This is a genomic window from Streptomyces sp. JN8, assembly GCF_055808075.1.
This window is the reverse complement of record NZ_CM147852.1, coordinates 7,430,469-7,445,546: the sequence shown is the minus strand read 5'-3', so window position 1 is coordinate 7,445,546 and position 15,078 is coordinate 7,430,469. Positions and strand designations below refer to the sequence as shown.

The 15,078-nt window shown below is 74.8% G+C and carries 16 protein-coding genes; 8 read left to right on the top strand and 8 right to left on the bottom strand.

The window, feature by feature from the left end:
- Positions 1 to 14 precede the first annotated feature (14 nt).
- From ACY0MR_RS32765 to ACY0MR_RS32745, 5 genes are all read left to right on the top strand, one after another.
- Complete coding sequence (locus ACY0MR_RS32765; protein ID WP_473557020.1) at positions 15 to 1,214, top strand: CaiB/BaiF CoA transferase family protein; 1,200 nt, start codon at positions 15 to 17, stop codon at positions 1,212 to 1,214.
- 121 nt (positions 1,215 to 1,335) lie between these two features.
- Complete coding sequence (locus ACY0MR_RS32760; protein WP_388797067.1) at positions 1,336 to 2,007, top strand: GntR family transcriptional regulator; 672 nt, start codon at positions 1,336 to 1,338, stop codon at positions 2,005 to 2,007.
- Between the two features lie 119 nt (positions 2,008 to 2,126).
- Positions 2,127 to 2,705: a 3'-5' exonuclease gene (locus tag ACY0MR_RS32755; protein ID WP_388797064.1), complete on the top strand. Its 579-nt coding sequence runs from the start codon at positions 2,127 to 2,129 to the stop codon at positions 2,703 to 2,705.
- A 49-nt stretch (positions 2,706 to 2,754) separates the two neighbouring features.
- Positions 2,755 to 3,348: a TetR/AcrR family transcriptional regulator gene (locus ACY0MR_RS32750; RefSeq protein WP_392866434.1), complete on the top strand. Its 594-nt coding sequence runs from the start codon at positions 2,755 to 2,757 to the stop codon at positions 3,346 to 3,348.
- A gap of 135 nt (positions 3,349 to 3,483) precedes the next feature.
- A complete protein-coding gene (locus tag ACY0MR_RS32745; protein WP_473557017.1) occupies positions 3,484 to 5,547 on the top strand; it encodes a galactose-binding domain-containing protein in 2,064 nt (687 codons plus the stop codon).
- A gap of 88 nt (positions 5,548 to 5,635) precedes the next feature.
- Here the strand turns inward: ACY0MR_RS32745 and ACY0MR_RS32740 are convergent, their stop codons facing one another.
- Positions 5,636 to 6,916, bottom strand: a complete 1,281-nt coding sequence (locus tag ACY0MR_RS32740) for a YncE family protein (protein ID WP_473557015.1) — start codon at positions 6,914 to 6,916, stop codon at positions 5,636 to 5,638.
- Between the two features lie 166 nt (positions 6,917 to 7,082).
- On the opposite strand from ACY0MR_RS32740, the gene ACY0MR_RS32735 reads away from it, so the two are divergent.
- On the top strand, positions 7,083 to 7,703 hold the full coding sequence (locus tag ACY0MR_RS32735) for a CBS domain-containing protein (protein ID WP_361861813.1): 621 nt from the start codon (positions 7,083 to 7,085) through the stop codon (positions 7,701 to 7,703).
- A 147-nt stretch (positions 7,704 to 7,850) separates the two neighbouring features.
- Here ACY0MR_RS32735 and ACY0MR_RS32730 read toward each other — a convergent pair whose 3' ends face one another.
- The 4 genes from ACY0MR_RS32730 to ACY0MR_RS32715 form a co-directional block, all read right to left on the bottom strand.
- Complete coding sequence (locus ACY0MR_RS32730; protein WP_361861810.1) at positions 7,851 to 8,150, bottom strand: DUF1876 domain-containing protein; 300 nt, start codon at positions 8,148 to 8,150, stop codon at positions 7,851 to 7,853.
- A gap of 188 nt (positions 8,151 to 8,338) precedes the next feature.
- Positions 8,339 to 9,151 (bottom strand): maleylpyruvate isomerase family mycothiol-dependent enzyme, encoded by an 813-nt coding sequence (locus ACY0MR_RS32725; RefSeq protein ID WP_473561952.1) that lies wholly within the window; start codon positions 9,149 to 9,151, stop codon positions 8,339 to 8,341.
- 186 nt (positions 9,152 to 9,337) lie between these two features.
- A complete protein-coding gene (lysA, locus tag ACY0MR_RS32720; protein ID WP_473557013.1) occupies positions 9,338 to 10,681 on the bottom strand; it encodes a diaminopimelate decarboxylase in 1,344 nt (447 codons plus the stop codon).
- A 14-nt stretch (positions 10,682 to 10,695) separates the two neighbouring features.
- Positions 10,696 to 10,950, bottom strand: a complete 255-nt coding sequence (locus ACY0MR_RS32715; RefSeq protein WP_473557011.1) for an SAV_915 family protein — start codon at positions 10,948 to 10,950, stop codon at positions 10,696 to 10,698.
- A 534-nt stretch (positions 10,951 to 11,484) separates the two neighbouring features.
- Here ACY0MR_RS32715 and ACY0MR_RS32710 point away from each other — a divergent pair.
- Positions 11,485 to 12,180, top strand: a complete 696-nt coding sequence (locus ACY0MR_RS32710) for a type 1 glutamine amidotransferase domain-containing protein (protein ID WP_404083494.1) — start codon at positions 11,485 to 11,487, stop codon at positions 12,178 to 12,180.
- Positions 12,181 to 12,527: 347 nt separating this feature from the next.
- Entirely contained in the window at positions 12,528 to 13,412 is an 885-nt protein-coding gene (locus ACY0MR_RS32705; protein ID WP_473561950.1) for a LysR family transcriptional regulator, read from the top strand.
- Between the two features lie 40 nt (positions 13,413 to 13,452).
- On the opposite strand, the gene ACY0MR_RS32700 is transcribed toward ACY0MR_RS32705, so the two are convergent.
- The 3 genes from ACY0MR_RS32700 to ACY0MR_RS32690 all read right to left on the bottom strand — a co-directional run bounded on the left by ACY0MR_RS32700 (position 13,453) and on the right by ACY0MR_RS32690 (position 15,067).
- The gene (locus ACY0MR_RS32700; RefSeq protein WP_473557008.1) at positions 13,453 to 13,818 is read right to left on the bottom strand and encodes a DUF1801 domain-containing protein; all 366 of its coding nucleotides are present in this window, start codon (positions 13,816 to 13,818) and stop codon (positions 13,453 to 13,455) included.
- Positions 13,819 to 13,995: 177 nt separating this feature from the next.
- Positions 13,996 to 14,199 carry a cold-shock protein gene (locus tag ACY0MR_RS32695; protein ID WP_030213732.1) on the bottom strand — a complete coding sequence of 68 codons (204 nt, stop codon included), beginning with the start codon at positions 14,197 to 14,199 and terminating at the stop codon, positions 13,996 to 13,998.
- Positions 14,200 to 14,365: 166 nt separating this feature from the next.
- Entirely contained in the window at positions 14,366 to 15,067 is a 702-nt protein-coding gene (locus ACY0MR_RS32690; protein WP_473557005.1) for a 2-phosphosulfolactate phosphatase, read from the bottom strand.
- Positions 15,068 to 15,078: the final 11 nt, after the last annotated feature.

The following is a 15,078-nucleotide window of genomic DNA, read 5'->3' as shown; positions in this document are numbered from 1 at the left end:
TGAGGGAGAGCGGGATGCGCGCAGACCAGCCGGGCACGCCGGGGCCGACGCCGGCCGGCGCCCTGTCGGGGATCGTCGTCGCCGACTTCGGCCGGGTCCTCGCGGGGCCGTACATGACGATGCTCCTCGCCGACCTGGGCGCGGACGTGATCAAGATCGAGCGGCCGGGCTCCGGGGACGACACGCGCGCGTGGGGCCCGCCGTTCGCCGGCGGCGAGGCCACCTACTTCCTCGGGGTGAACAGGAACAAGCGCTCCGTCGCACTCGACCTCACCGACCCGGGCGACCTGGCCACGGCGCGCGCGATCGTGGACCGGGCGGACGTCCTGGTGGAGAACTTCCGCCCCGGCACGATGGAGCGGCTCGGGCTCGGCCACGAGGCCGTGCGGGCGACCAACCCGGGGCTCGTCTACTGCTCGGTGACCGGCTTCGGCACCGGCGAGGGCGCCGCGCTGCCCGGCTACGACCTGCTGGTCCAGGCGATGGGCGGGCTGATGAGCGTGACCGGCGAGCCGGACGGTCGGGGGACGAAGGCCGGGGTCGCGCTGGTCGACGTCGTCACCGGGCTGCACGCGGGCATGGAGGTCCTCGCCGCCCTCCGCCACCGCGAGCGCACCGGCGAGGGCCAGCGGATCGAGGTGTCCCTGCTCTCCTCCCTCCTGTCGGCCCTGACGAACCAGGCCGCCGCCCACCTCGGGGCCGGGGTCGTGCCGCGCGCCATGGGCAACCGGCACCCGAGCATCGCCCCGTACGAGGTGTTCGAGGCGCGGGACCGGCCGCTCGTGATCGCCGTGGGCAACGACCGGCAGTTCCGGGTGCTGTGCGAGCGACTCGGCCTGCCCGGGCTCCCCGAGGACCCCCGCTTCGCGACCAACACCGCCCGGGTCGCCCACCGCGACGCGCTGGTGGCCGCGCTCGCCGGGCCGCTCGGGACCCGGACCGCCGACGGCTGGTTCGAGGAGCTGACCGCGGCGGGGGTGCCGTGCGGGCCGATCAACGACCTCGCCGCCGCGTTCGACCTCGCCGACCGGCTGGGGCTCGCCCCGCGGGTGCCGGAGTCCGCGGCCGGCCCCGGCCAGGTCGCCCATCCGATCCGGTTCGGCGCGACCCCGCCGGCGTACCGTGCCGCTCCCCCGCGCCTCGGCGAGCACACGGAGGGGGTGCGCGCCTCCCTCGGGCGGGCCGCGGAGGGGCACGCACCGGAGCGGCCGTGACCACGCGCGCGGGGCGGAGCGAAGGAAGTCCGGGGCCGGCGGGCGGGAACGCGTAGGAAGATGGTCGGCACCGGTGGGGAGATCATCCGGTGCGGTACGAGGAATCGGAAGGTCACAGGCGATGAGCAGCGCGGTGCAGAAGCGGCGGCCGCAGACCGCCCAGCAGTTCGTCCTGGAGGAACTGCGGCGCGCCATCACCAGCGGCGAGCTGCGGCCCGGCGGGCAGATCCGGCAGGACGCGCTCGCCGCCCGGTACGAGGTGAGCCGGGTGCCGCTGCGCGAGGCCCTGAAGGCCCTGGAGGCGGAGGGCCTGGTCGTCCACCACGTCCACCGGGGCTACTTCGTCGCGGAGTTGTCGCTGGCCGACCTGGAGGAGATCTACCGGATCCGCGAACTCCTGGAGACGGAGGCGGTGCGCAGGGCGGTGCGGCTGATGCCGGACGGCATCGTGGCCGCCCTCGAACGGATCCAGCGCGAGGTGGAGCGGGCGGCCGAGGAGGGCGACGTGCCGGCGATGGCCGCGGCGAACCGCCTCTTCCACTTCACTCTCGTGGAGGCGTCGGGGATGCCGCGCCTGGTCCGTCTGATCGCGACCCTCTGGGACTCCACCGACGCCTACCGCTCCCTGTACTACGCCGACGCCCCGCACCGGAAGCAGGCCGTCCGCGAGCACCGCGCCGTCATCTCGGCGCTCCGGCACGGCGACGAGGAGGCCGCGGTCCGCCGGCTGGACGAGCACCGGGCGCACGCGGTGGCGGCCCTGCGCGAGGTCCTGGACCTGGAGCGGGACTGAGCCTCCGGGCCGGGGTGCCGCCGGTGGCGCGGGTGGCGCGGGGCCGCCGGGCGGGCGCCGGACCCGTCCGCGCGGAAACGGCCGGGCGAGCCCGGCCCGACACCCCCTAAGCTCGGTCCATGGAGTACGGGGGACTGGTCAACATCGTGGACGTCGAGGCGACCTGCTGGGACGGGCAGCCGCCGCCCGGCGCCGTCAGCGAGATCATCGAGATCGGACTGACCGTGGTCGATCCCGGTGCGGGCGAGCGGGTCTCGCGGCACCGGATCCTGGTGCGGCCGGTCCGCTCGCGGGTCAGCGCCTTCTGCACCGAACTGACCGGGCTCACCCAGGCGGAGGTCGACACCGGTCTGGACTTCGCCGCCGCCTGCCGGCTCCTCGCGACCACGTACGAGGCGGGGGTGCGGCCGTGGGCGAGCTGGGGCGACTACGACCGCAAGCAGTTCGCCCACCAGTGCCGGGTCTCCGGCACCCCGTACCCGTTCGGGCGCCGCCACACCAACGCCAAGGCGGTGTTCACCGAGGCGTACGGCCTTCCCCGGCGCCCCGGCATGGCACGCGCCCTGGAGGTCGCCGGGCTGCCCCTGGAGGGGCGGCACCACCGGGGCGAGGACGACGCCTGGAACATCGCGGCGCTGGTCCTGCGGCTCGCGGAGCGGGGCGCGTGGCCGGCGGCCGGCGCCGTGGACGTTCCATAGGCGGCTTCGCGGCCTGCGGTTACCCTGGCGCCGGACGCGAGGAGGAACCATGGGGCGGATGCCGTCGGCCGAACGACGCAGGCAGCTGGTCGACGCGGCGATCAGGGCGATGACCAGGGACGGGGTCGCCCGGACCACCACCCGGTCGATCTGCGCGGAGGCGGGGGTGTCGCTGAGCGTCTTCCACTACTGCTTCGACTCCAAGCAGGCCCTGCTCGAAGCGGCGATCGAGACGATCAACAACGACTACGTGGCGCGGGTGATGTCGGCGGTCGAGCCGGGCGCCACCCTGCGCGAGACGGTGCGGGGCGCGCTCCAGACCTACTGGGACCACGTCACGGCCCGTCCCGGTGAGCACATGCTGACGTACGACCTCACCCAGTTCGCCCTGCGGGAGCCGGGGTTCGAGCACCTGGCGCGGGCCCAGTACGAGCAGTACGTGGCGTCGGCGGGCGCGCTCGTCGAGCAGGTCCGCGCGATGCGGGACATCGAACCGGGCGTTCCCGTGGAGACGATCGCCCGGTACCTGGCGGCGGCGATCGACGGCCTCACCCTCCAGTACCTGGTCGTCGGGGACGAGAAGGCGGCGGCGACGCTGCTCGATCTGACGGCGGATCAACTGGTGCTCCTCATCGCGGGGTGACGGTCGGCGTGCCGACCGCGTGGACGTCCCATGACCATCAACAGGTCATCTGTCCCGGACTATTGACTCGGTCCGTCGGCACCGCGATCCTCGGGGCGCCCGGTACTCCCCCACCGTCCGGAGGCATCGCTGACCATGACCCGACCCAATTCGCGCCGGACCGGCGGCAGGCCCGCCCTTCTCGCGCTGTTCCTCGCCCTGGCCGCCGTCCTCTTCGGCTCCGGTCCCGTCCCCGCGGCGGCCGCCGCCGGCGGATGGTGGGAGCCCACGTCACGGCCCGCGGCCGATTCGCAGATCAACGTCACGGGCACGCCGTTCACGGGGACGGACGCGCAGGGCAAGGTGCGCGGCTTCGTCGACGCCCACAACCACCTGATGTCCAACGAGGGGTTCGGCGGCCGGCTCATCTGCGGTCAGACCTTCTCCCCGGCCGGTGCGGCGGAGGCGCTGAAGGACTGTCCCGAGCACTATCCCGACGGTTCGGGGGCGCTCTTCGAGAACATCACCGGCGGGGCCGACGGCCACCACGACCCGGTCGGCTGGCCCACCTTCAAGGACTGGCCCGCGCACAACTCCCTGACGCACCAGCAGAACTACTACGCGTGGGTGGAGCGCGCCTGGCGCGGCGGCCAGCGGGTGCTCGTCAACGACCTGGTGACGAACGGCCTCATCTGCTCGATCCTGCCCCGGGACCGGAGCTGCGACGAGATGACGTCGATCCGCCTCCAGGCCCGCAAGACGTACGAACTCCAGGACTACGTGGACGGGATGTACGGCGGGCCCGGCAAGGGCTGGTTCCGCATCGTCACGTCCGCCGCGCAGGCGCGCTCGGTGGTCGAGCAGGGCAAGCTCGCGGTCGTCCTGGGTGTCGAGACCTCGGAGCCGTTCGGCTGCAAGCAGATCCTCGGCGTGGCCCAGTGCAGCAAGGAGGACATCGACCGCGGCCTCGACGAGCTGTACGGGCTCGGGGTGCGCAGCATGTTCCTGTGCCACAAGTTCGACAACGCGCTGTGCGGTGTCCGCTTCGACTCGGGTGCCATCGGCACCGCGGTCAACATCGGGCAGTTCCTGTCGACGGGCACCTTCTGGGCCACGGAGAAGTGCGCGGGCCCGCAGCACGACAACCCGATCGGGCTGGCGGCCGCGCCGGTGATGGCGGCCAAGCTGCCGCCGGGGGTCACCACGCCCTCGTACGCCGCGGACGCGAAGTGCAACACGCGGGGCCTGACCCGGCTCGGTGAGCACGCCCTGCGGGGCATGATCGACCGCGGCATGATGCTGGAGCTCGACCACATGAGCGTCAAGGCCGCCGGGCGGGCGCTCGACATCCTCGAGTCGGAGGAGTACCCGGGCGTCCTGTCCAGCCACAGCTGGATGGACCTGGACTGGACGGAGCGCCTGTACCGGCTGGGCGGTTTCGTGGCCCAGTACATGCACGGCGCGGAGGGCTTCGTCGGCGAGGCGGGCCAGAAGGCCGCGCTGCGGGCGAAGTACAAGGTCGGCCTCGGCTACGGCACCGACATGAACGGTGTCGGCGGCTGGCCGGCCCCGGTCGGCGACGGGGCGCCGAACGCGGTGAAGTACCCCTTCCGCAGTTTCGACGGCGGCTCGGTGATCGACCGTCAGGTGACGGGCGAGCGCACCTGGGACCTCAACACCGACGGTGCGGCGCACAACGGCCTGGTGCCGGACTGGGTCGAGCAGATCCGGCTCAGCGGCGGGCAGGGCGTCGTCGACGAGCTGGCGCGCGGCGCGGAGTCGTACCTGACCACGTGGAAGGCGACCGAGGACCACGAGCCGGGCGTCAACCTCGCCAGGGGCGCGGCCGGTTCGGCGAGCTCCTCGGAGTGGAACCCGTTCACCAGCTACGCTCCGGGCCGGGCGCTCGACGGCGACACCGGCTCGCGCTGGGCGAGCGACTGGTCGGACGACCAGTGGATCGGCGTGGACCTCGGGGCCGTCCGCCGGGTGGGCAGGGTCACCCTGGACTGGGAGCGCGCGTACGCGCGCCAGTACCGGATCGACGTGTCGGAGAACGGCACGGACTGGCGGACGGTCTGGTCCACGGACGCCGGTGACGGCGGCTACGACACGGCCGCGTTCCCGTCGACGTCCGCCCGTTACGTACGGATCCACGGCGAGCGGCGGGCGACCAAGTGGGGCTACTCGCTCTACGAGGTGGCGGTGCACCGGGCCTGAGCGGTGGGCGGGGCCGGCCGGACCGTCTCCCGGTCCGGCCGGCCCCCGCCGGTTCCCGCCCCCGTCCGTTCTCAGCCCGCGTCCGTTCTCAACGTCCGCTCGGTCCGGCCCAGTCGGCCGGGATGCGGGCGAGCCGTACCCGCTGGGGGTGGTCGCCGACGTCCACGGAGGCCACGCGCAGCCCGGTGGCGAAGTCGATCGCGGTGACCCGGTCGGCGCCGCTCTCGGAGACGACGCAGGAGCGGCCGTCACCGCTCACGGTGGCCCAGTAGGGCTTCGACGCCTCGACGAGCGGGCCCTCCCGGAGGGTGGCGCGGTCGACCACCGTGGCGTAGTCGTCCATCGTCCCCGCGACGCAGAGCCTGCTGCCGTCCGGGCTCATCGAGAGGCCGTGGTGGCGCGAGTCGTTGACCCAGGTGGTGCGGTCGGGGTCGGTCTTCGGGTTGCCGGGGAGGACCTTGGCCCGGGTGATGCGGTCGGTGGTCACGTCGTACTCCAGGAGGCCGTTGTAGAAGGAGACCTGGAGGTAGAGCTTCTTCTCGTCGGGGGTGAAGGCGGCGGGCCGGACGGCGTCGGAGAGGTCCTTGCGGCCGAAGGCGTCGAGCCGCTCGCGCATGTCGATGACGCGGACGGTCCGGAAGGTCGCGGCGTCGACCACCGTGATGCGGCGGTCGCCCTTCGTCCAGTCGAGCCAGGGGGCGTCGAGGGCGGTGGTGACCTCGCCGATGGACATGTTCCACAGGAGTCCGTCGGAGGTGAAGACGTTCTCGTGGGGCTTGTCGCCCGTCGCGAAGGAGCCGACCTGCCGCCCGGTGCCGATGTCGAGGACGTGGACCGTGTTCGCGGTGGACGCGGAGACCGCGACGCGGGTGCCGTCCGGCGAGACGGCCATGTGGTCGGCGCGGTAACCGGCGACGGGGAAGCGCCAGTTGATCCGGCCGGTGCGCAGGTCGAGGGAGACGACGTCGGCGAAGCTGGGCCGGGAGACGACCATGGACGAGCCGTCGGGCGTCGCGTACATGTCGTCGACGAACTGGTCGTGCCCCTCCCCCGGGCCGTTCCGGACCCCGAGGAAGAACGCGAGCTTGACGGGGTTCAGGTAGATCTCGCGGAGCCGCTCCTGCTTGTCGGGGACGACGTCGAGGCGGCCGATCCGGCGGAAGTCGCCCTGGGCCTCGATGACGTCGGCGGTTCCGTCCCAGTTGTTGCCGACGAACATCGCGTCGCGGAGGGCGGCCGCGGGTCCGGGGGCGGCCGGTCCGGGGGCGGCCGCCCCCGTGCCGCCGGCGGTGGCGACGAGGGCGACGGCCGCCGCGAGGGCGGCGGCGAGGCGGCGCCGGCGGCTGGACGGCGTACGGGGAGAGGGCATGCGGTGGTCCTTCTTCCGGTTCGGCGGAACGGCTTCCGGGGAAGCGGCTTACCCGAAGTAACCATGCCCATGACAACACTTGCAAGCCCTTGTCGGCCCCCTCGTCCCGCTCCGGCGTCCGGTAGGAGATCATGGACTCCGGAACGCAGAAGGGACGGAACGGACGATGAGGCACCGCAGTGTCGCCGACCTGATGACGCCGACCGCGGTGGCGGTCCAGCCGGGGACGTCGTTCAAGGAGATCGCGCGGCTCCTCGACGAGTACGGCATCACCGCCGTCCCGGTGGTCGACGACGAGAACCGGCCCGTGGGCGTGGTCTCCGAGGCCGACCTGCTGCGGCGCCACACGGCGAAGGACGGGCCCAGCACCGCGGAGGCGATGATGTCCAGCCCCGTCGTGACGGCCAGGCCCTCCTGGACGGCCGTCGAGGCCGCCCGGCTCATGGAACGGCACCGGGTGAAGCGGCTGCCCGTCGTCGACGCGCAGGGGTGCCTGATCGGGGTGCTGAGCCGCAGCGACCTGCTCCAGCTCTTCCTGCGCCGGGACCGCTCCATCCAGGAGGAGATCCGCGAGGACGTGGTCGTCCGCATCCTGGGGCTCTCCCCGTCGGCCGTCCACATCGACGTCGACGAGGGCCGGGTGACCCTGAGCGGCACCCTGGACCGCGCCGGGATCGGCCCCGTCCTCGTCCGGCTGTGCGAGGCCGTGGACGGGGTGGTGGAGGTCGTGGACCGGCTGGCGTACGAGGACGCGGAGGACGACCTGACGGTGGCGGACACCCCGTAGGAGGGCTCCGCGGGGGCGCGGAGACCGGCCGGGACGCGACGGCCGGGCCGGGCGGCCGGGACGCGGTCGTCCGGGCGCGGCCGGCCGGCCGTCCGGCGGCGGGCCTTCGTGTCGCGGGCCCCGCGGGCTACGCGGGCGGCGGGACGGTCAGGAGACCGCCTCCGGCCAGCCGTAGCCGGGTCCGGTGCGCCGGGGCACCGTGCCGGCGCCGGCCGCCTCCATCTCCCGGTTGGCCTCGCGCATCAGCTTGCCGGCCAGGTCCTTCATCGCCCGGCTCGCCGCCAGCTCGTCACCGATCGCCGGCACGTCGGCGTCCGACGGGTTGCAGCGGGCGGAGCCGTGACCCGTGAGGGTCGAGTTGCCGGTCAGGAGCCGCGCCTCGGCCCTGGTCCTGCCGTCGTCCTCGACCAGCTCCACGCCGACCGTCCATTCCAGGGTGCGGGACATGATCTGCCTCCTCGCACGGCCGGGCCCCTCACGACCGGGCACGGCCCTGCCTCCTCGCACAGCCGGCCCCGCGTGACCGGGGCGCGGCCCCTTCCGATACCTCCAGGATCCACCGGCGCGGGCCGAGCGGCACACCGCGGGACGGGCCGACGCCCCCAGGGGCGTCCTGCCGAGCGGCAGGACGCCTCCTACGGCGCCCGGAAGAGCCGCGGGAATCGGGGGGCGAGCCAGGGCCGGCGCCCCCAGCCGAGCGCCCTGCCCCGGGCGATCACGGGCCAGGGGTCGACCCGGCCCAGCGCGAGAAGCAGGAAGGCCACCGGCTCCGTGAGGATGGTGCAGTCCGGACGGGCGGGCGGCTCGTGGGCGACCTCGACCGCTCCGTCGGCCACGAGGACGCCGAAGGCCGGCCCGCCGCGCAGCCGCACCGCGAAGCGGGCCGTCAGGCCGGCGACGGCGGCCGGGTCGGTCACCCGGGGCATCGCCTCGATCATGAACGGCAGGGTGAGGGCGACCCGGCGCGCGTCCAGCATGTGGGGGCGGCCGACGGCGAGCGCCAGGTCGTAGCCGTGCCCCAGCATGTGCGTCAGGAGGTACGCGCCGAGGACCGCCGGGCGCTGGGCGCCCAGCGGCGTGGCGAGGAGCTGCTCCGGGTCGCGCTCCTCCACGGACGCGAGGAAGGCCTCGGCCCGGTCGGTGATCATCTCGGCGAGCGGGCCGGGTGCCCGCTCCGCGAAACCGGCGAGCGCGCGTTCGTTGGCGGCCGCGAGGCTCCCGGGGGTGCCGTCGCCGTAGGGACGCTCGTGCCCGGCGGCCAGGTCGGCCATCAGCGCGTTGGCCTGGGCCAGGTGCGCGGCGGCCTCCCCCAGGGTCCAGACGGACCGGGGCACGGGACCGTTCCCTCCGGGGGCGGCGCGCAGCACCGCCGCGATGTCCTCGGCCGTCCCCCGTATCGCCTCGGCGAGCCCCTCGGGCAGCACTCCGACCGCCCCCACGCGTTCCACCGTCACCGCACACCCCTCCCGGCCCGGCAGACCCAGGGTGAGCGCCGGTTGGTCAGGGACCGTACCAGTGAGTAGCCCTCTCGGCGCCGGTCGGGGCGGAGGCTTTCCCCCGGTCGTCCCGGGGCCGGGCGCCGTCCGACCCGGCCCCACCGCCCCGTGCCCCGGACGGCCCGGCCCCGGGGCCGCCTACAGGCCGACGTCCCGGGCCCGCAGGTCCTCCGTCGTCTCCCTGCGCACCAGGAGGCGCGCGCGGCCGTCGAGGACGGCGACCACGGGAGGGCGGCCCACGAGGTTGTACGAGGATGCCATCGAGAGGTGGTACGCGCCGGCCACCGGGACCGCGAGCAGGTCGCCCGGGTGGGTGTCGGCGGGCAGCAGCACGTCCTCCGCCAGGACGTCGCCGGCCTCGCAGTGGCGGCCGACGACCGTCACGCGCTCGTCCCCGGCCGGCGAACGGCGGCCGGCCAGGCGGGGCGCGTACCGCACTCCGTACAGCGCGGGGCGCGGGTTGTCGCTCATCCCGCCGTCCACCGCGACGAAGGTCCCGCCGGGGGTGCGCTTGACCGCGAGGACCCGGTAGAGGGCGACCCCGGCCGGGCCGGCGACCGCCCGGCCCGGCTCGATGACGAGACGCGGGACGGGGAGGCCGGCGGCGGCGCAGCTCTCCGCGAGCTCGGCCCGGACCCTGCGGGCCAGGGAGGGGAGGTCGAGGGCCGGCTCGCCGGGGCGGTACGCGATGCCGTGGCCGCCGCCGAGGTCGAGCTCCGGCAGCGTCACCCCGTGGGTGTCCCGGATCCTGGCCATGAGTCCGACGAGCCGCCGGACGGCCAGCAGGTACGGCTTGGCGTCGGTGATCTGGGAGCCCAGGTGGCAGTGCAGGCCCGTGAGTTCGAGCCGCGGCTGCCCCAGGGTCCGGGCGATCGCGTGCCGGGCGTGGCCGTCCCGGAGGGAGAGGCCGAACTTCTGTCCGTCGGCGCCGGTCCGGATCTTGTGGTGGCCGCCCGCGGTGATGCCGGGGGTCACGCGGACCATGACCTTCTGCCGGCCCTCGGGGCCGACCGCCGCGGCGATGCGGGCGATCTCGGCGGGGGTGTCGATGACGATGCGGCCCACCCCGAGACGCAGGGCGGTGGCCAGGTCCTGCGGGGACTTGGCGTTGCCGTGCAGCAGGATCCGGTCGGCCGGGAATCCGGCGGCGACGGCGAGCTCCAGTTCGCCCGCGGAGCACACGTCGAGGCCGAGCCCATCCTCCGCCACCCAGCGTGCCAGGGCGCGGCACAGGAAGGCCTTGGCCGCGTAGTGGACGCCGGCGTCGGGGAAGGCGCCGCGGTAGGCGCGGCAGCGTGCGCGGATCTCGGCCTCGTCCAGGACGTACACGGGGGTGCCGTGGCCCTCGGCGATCTCGGCGAGGGGGACCCCGCCGACGAGGAGGCCGCCGCGGGTGCCCTCGGTGGTGGACGCCGGCCAGACGGAGGGCGCGCCCGGGGCGGTTCCGGCCGCGGCGCGGGGACGGGTGTCGAGCGTGGTCATCTCCGGGTCTCCCGTCAGCTCGCGAGCACGGTCAAGGGCAGGGCCTGCGGCTGCGGCAGGGGTACGCCGGTCGAGCCCGCCCGGGGGGCGGTGAGCACCGGGTCGATCCGCAGTGCGCGTACGTCCAGGGGCGCCACGAGCGCCCGCAGCGCGGGCTCCGCGAGCCCGATCCAGGGCTGGTCGGCGCCCAGGACGGCCCTCAGCCGCGCCGGATCGGTGAACGCGACGGCGGTCCTGCCGCCGACCGGCGTGCGGAACAGACGGGTCACGCAGCCGTGGGCGCCCGGCCGGGAAGGGTTCCCCGGGCTCGGGGTCGTCTCCGTACAGGGCGTCTGCCATGGGTTCCTCCCGAAGAGCGAGAACGGCACCCGGCGCGGTCGCGCCGGGCCGTCTCCGACGCTATGCCCGGCGATCACCACGCCGGAGGCCGTCCTGACGCCCCCCTGACGCCCGGGGGCCGTCTGCATACACCCCGCATACACCCGGGCGGCGCATCCGCGCACCTGTCGTGCTCCGGTTCCCGGCAACCGCGGGCGCGGCCGGGGTCACTCCTCCCGCCCGTCGACGTGCCTGCCGTGCCGGGCCGTCGGGGGGCCGGGGCTCCCCGCGCTTCTCCGCAGGTGGGAGGGGCACACTATTCCCGTCGAGCCATCGGAGTTCCCATGGCAGCCATGGGTTTCCGCATTGGAAAGGTCTCCGGGACGGGGCTACGTTCGAGGACATCGCCGCACCGGCGGCCCGCGAGGGCGCCGGTGCCCCGCTCCTCGGGCCGGAACCCGGCCCGCACCCTCCCGGGAGACCTCATGCCGCAGATCCTCTTCGTGTTGACCGGAACCGACTTCTGGACCCTGGCCGACGGGACGAAGCACCCGACCGGCTTCTGGGCCGAGGAGGCGGCCGCGCCGTACCGGGCGTTCACGGCCGCCGGGTACGAGGTCGTCGTCGCCACCCCCGGCGGCGTCGTCCCGACCGTCGACCGGAGCAGCCTCGCCCCGGAGTTCAACGGCGGCCAGGAGGGCGCCGACGAGGTCGCCGCCGTCCTGGACTCGTTCGCCGCGCTCCGGCACCCGGTCCGTCTGGAGGACGTGGACCTGGCCGACTACGCGGCCGTCTTCTACCCGGGCGGACACGGCCCCATGGAGGACCTCGCGGTCGACGCCGCCTCCGGCCGGCTGCTGGTCGACGCCCTGGACTCCGGCAAGCCGCTGGCCGTCGTCTGCCACGGCCCGGCCGCGCTGCTCGCCGCCGTCAGGGAGGACGGCACCAACGCCTTCGCCGGCTACAAGGTGGCCGCGTTCACCAACGACGAGGAGGCGCAGTCCGGTTTCGCCGACAAGGCGAAGTGGCTGCTGCAGACCCGGCTCGTCGAGGCCGGCGTCGACGTGCAGGTCGGCGAGCCGTGGGCGCCGAAGGTGGTCGTCGACCGCAACCTCGTGACCGGCCAGAACCCGGCGTCCTCGGCCCCGCTGGCGGACCGGGTGCTGAAGGAACTGGGCTGAGACGAACGGCCGCACGGGCCGGCACGGGCCGGGCGGCCCCGGGCGGACCGGCGTTCCGTACCCCGAGGGGTGCGGGGCGTCGGCGTGCTCCCCGCCCGAGAAGGTGCGGGGTGCGGGTGCCTCCGTACCCATAGTGCCGCCGGTAGGCTTCCCATGTGAGGCATACGGATCCTGATGGACGGCCGGGCGGTGCCGCCCGCTCCGGCGCGGCGGCCCACGGAGGCGGCGGCCCGGCCCGCGAAGCCGGTGGCGCGGCCGAGGGAGCCGGTGGCCCCGTTCACGAGGCCGCTGCCCCGGCCCAGGACGCGGGCCGCCCGTCCCACGGCGCGGGTGGGGCGGCGCCGGATCTGAACCTGCTGCGCACCTTCCTCGCGGTCTACCGCTCGGGCTCGTTCACCGCGGCCGCCGGGCTGCTGGGGCTGTCGCAGCCCACGGTGACCACCCAGATCCGCTCCTTGGAGCGGCGGACGGGCCGCGAGCTGTTCGAACGGCTGCCGCGCGGGGCGGCCCCGACCTCCGTGGCCCACGACCTGGCGTCCCGCGTCGCGGCACCCCTCGACGCGCTCGCCGCCGCCACCGGCCAGGACACCGCGCCCGACGAACCGGCCGCGCCCGTGCACCTCGCGGGCCCCGCCGAGCTGCTCTGCACCCGGGTCCTGCCGGCCCTGGCACCCCTGGCGGCGGAGGGCGTGCGGCTCCGGATCACACCGGGCTTGACCGAGCCGCTGCTCGACGAACTCCGCGCGGGGCGCCACGACCTGGTGATCGCGACCTTCCGGCCGCGCGGGCGGGCGCTGACCTCCGTACCCCTGACGGACGAGGAGTTCGTGCTCGTCGCCGCCCCCGTCTGGGCCGACCTCCTGGGGGACCGGGTGGCCGCCGAGGGGCCGGCGGCCCTGCACGCCGTCCCGCTGGTCGCGTACGCCGAGGACCTGCCGATGGCACGCCGGTACTGGCGCCACGTCTTCGGCAGCCGGCTCTCCCGCCCCGCCGCCGTCACCGTGCCCGACCTCCGCGGTGTCCTGGCGGCGGTGGCCGCGGGGGCCGGCTTCACCGTTCTGCCCCACTACCTGTGCGCGGCCGAACTGGCCTCGGGCTCGCTCGTCGCCCTGCACCGGCCGGACGACCCGCCCATCAACACCGCCTACCTCGTCCAGCGTCCGGGACACCCGGCGGCCCCCGGCGTCACCCGCGTCCGCGACCTCCTGATCGAGGCCGGGCGCACCTGGTGACAGTCCGGCAGGGGCCGCAGCGGGCTCGCGCGGGAGGGCGTCAGCAGACCTGGCCGGGGCGTGCCGCCGTCGCCTTCAGGAGGTCGCGCACCAGGTCGTAGTCGATGTGCTCGGGCTTCCTGAAGCGCAGGCACCCCTTCCCCATGTCCTGCCCCGCGAGCCGCTCCGCGAAGGCGTCGCGGACGTCGCCGCGCATCAGGTAGAAGGAGACGTACTGCTTCTGGCCGGCGAAGGCGATCTGGGGGCTGCCGTCCCGCGTGTAGACCGGCATGCCGTACGCCATCGCCTCGGTGAAGCCGTCCAGTTCCCGGCGGCACAGCTCCCGCAGCCGCCGCAGCGCGGCCTGTTGGGGCGCGGGCGCCTCGGCCAGGTACCCGTCGACGTCCTCCGCCTTGCTCTGCACCATGGGACGAGCCTACCGACCGGCGGCCTCCACGGCCCGGCCGGCGAGCACCCCGCATCGTCGCCCGCCCGCCGGCGGGGCACCGCCGGTGGCACGGCACCGCGACGGCGCCCGCACGGGGTGCGGGCGCCGTCGATGACGGTCGCCGTCAGGAGGACGAGTCCGCCGGGGCGGTCCGGGTCAGCCCCGGACGATGTTCTCCGCCTGCGGGCCCTTCTGGCCCTGGGTGATGTCGAAGGTCACGGCTTCGCCCTCGGTCAGCTCGCGGTAGCCGTTGCCCGAGATGTTGGAGTAGTGGGCGAAGACGTCCGGTCCGCCGCCGTCCTGGGCGATGAAGCCGAAGCCCTTCTCGGAGTTGAACCACTTCACGGTGCCGCTGGCCATGCTCGTCCTTCTGGTCAGTCCGGCGACGGTCCGGGGTGGGGCCGTCGCGACGCCCTTCCACGGGCGCCACTCGGGTCTTCCCCCGCCACATCGCCGCCTACACCCACCGATCCGATCTTGTTACATCCGAAGCGGCGGCCGAGGGCCGGCAGGGGTCGGCGGGGGGTCAGCCCGCGGTGCCGCCCGCCGGCGCGGACACGCTCCGCGGGCGGAGCACCATGAGCCCGTCCTCCGGGGTCGCGACCATGGCGAAGGGGAACCGGTCGAGCTCGACGCAGAGGGCGACGTCGTCGGGGTGGGCGCCCTGGCGCACCCCCTGCGTCAGTTCGGCGGCGGCGCGTGACGCGCCCGCCCGGTCGAGGAACGCGGCGGGGTCGGTCGCGGTCCCGGCCGCCCTCCGGGCGATGTACTGCGCGCACGCCAGGTCCTCCTCCGCCCGGCCGCCCTCCCCCGTGACGACGTAGGTGACGCGGTCGTGGCCCCCCGCCCGGAGGACCCGGGCGGTCGCCTCCGCGACGACGAAGCCGGCGCACAGGACCAGGGAGGCGTCCTTGACCGCGAGGGCGCCGACCGTACCGGCGGTGGTCTTCTGCACCACGGTCCGCCCGCCGAGGTCGAGGGTGCGCAGCAGGCCCGGCGAGTTGACGGCGTCGAAGCCGGGCGCGGGCGGGCCGTCCTTGAGCGCCACCCACTCGGGATGGCGGGCCTTGAGGGCGAGCGCGTCGTCGAGCGACTCCGCGAGGACGATCCGCTCCGCCCCTCGCGCGAAGGCCCAGGCGGCCACCGTGTAGGCGCGCATGACGTCGATGACGACCGCCGCCGACGGCACGTCGGCCAGTTCTTCGATCCCGAGGAAGCGAGCGTCCATCCGTCCATGAT

Bases quoted from the DNA above. Each gene is read 5' to 3' on its own strand.
- ACY0MR_RS32765 (WP_473557020.1), top strand. From the start codon at position 15: ATGCGCGCAGACCAGCCGGGCACGCCGGGGCCGACGCCGGCCGGCGCC.
- ACY0MR_RS32760 (WP_388797067.1), top strand. From the start codon at position 1,336: ATGAGCAGCGCGGTGCAGAAGCGGCGGCCGCAGACCGCCCAGCAGTTC.
- ACY0MR_RS32755 (WP_388797064.1), top strand. From the start codon at position 2,127: ATGGAGTACGGGGGACTGGTCAACATCGTGGACGTCGAGGCGACCTGC.
- ACY0MR_RS32750 (WP_392866434.1), top strand. From the start codon at position 2,755: ATGGGGCGGATGCCGTCGGCCGAACGACGCAGGCAGCTGGTCGACGCG.
- ACY0MR_RS32745 (WP_473557017.1), top strand. From the start codon at position 3,484: ATGACCCGACCCAATTCGCGCCGGACCGGCGGCAGGCCCGCCCTTCTC.
- ACY0MR_RS32740 (WP_473557015.1), bottom strand. From the start codon at position 6,916: ATGCCCTCTCCCCGTACGCCGTCCAGCCGCCGGCGCCGCCTCGCCGCC.
- ACY0MR_RS32735 (WP_361861813.1), top strand. From the start codon at position 7,083: ATGAGGCACCGCAGTGTCGCCGACCTGATGACGCCGACCGCGGTGGCG.
- ACY0MR_RS32730 (WP_361861810.1), bottom strand. From the start codon at position 8,150: ATGTCCCGCACCCTGGAATGGACGGTCGGCGTGGAGCTGGTCGAGGAC.
- lysA (WP_473557013.1), bottom strand. From the start codon at position 10,681: ATGACCACGCTCGACACCCGTCCCCGCGCCGCGGCCGGAACCGCCCCG.
- ACY0MR_RS32710 (WP_404083494.1), top strand. From the start codon at position 11,485: ATGCCGCAGATCCTCTTCGTGTTGACCGGAACCGACTTCTGGACCCTG.
- ACY0MR_RS32700 (WP_473557008.1), bottom strand. From the start codon at position 13,818: ATGGTGCAGAGCAAGGCGGAGGACGTCGACGGGTACCTGGCCGAGGCG.
- ACY0MR_RS32695 (WP_030213732.1), bottom strand. From the start codon at position 14,199: ATGGCCAGCGGCACCGTGAAGTGGTTCAACTCCGAGAAGGGCTTCGGC.
- ACY0MR_RS32690 (WP_473557005.1), bottom strand. From the start codon at position 15,067: ATGGACGCTCGCTTCCTCGGGATCGAAGAACTGGCCGACGTGCCGTCG.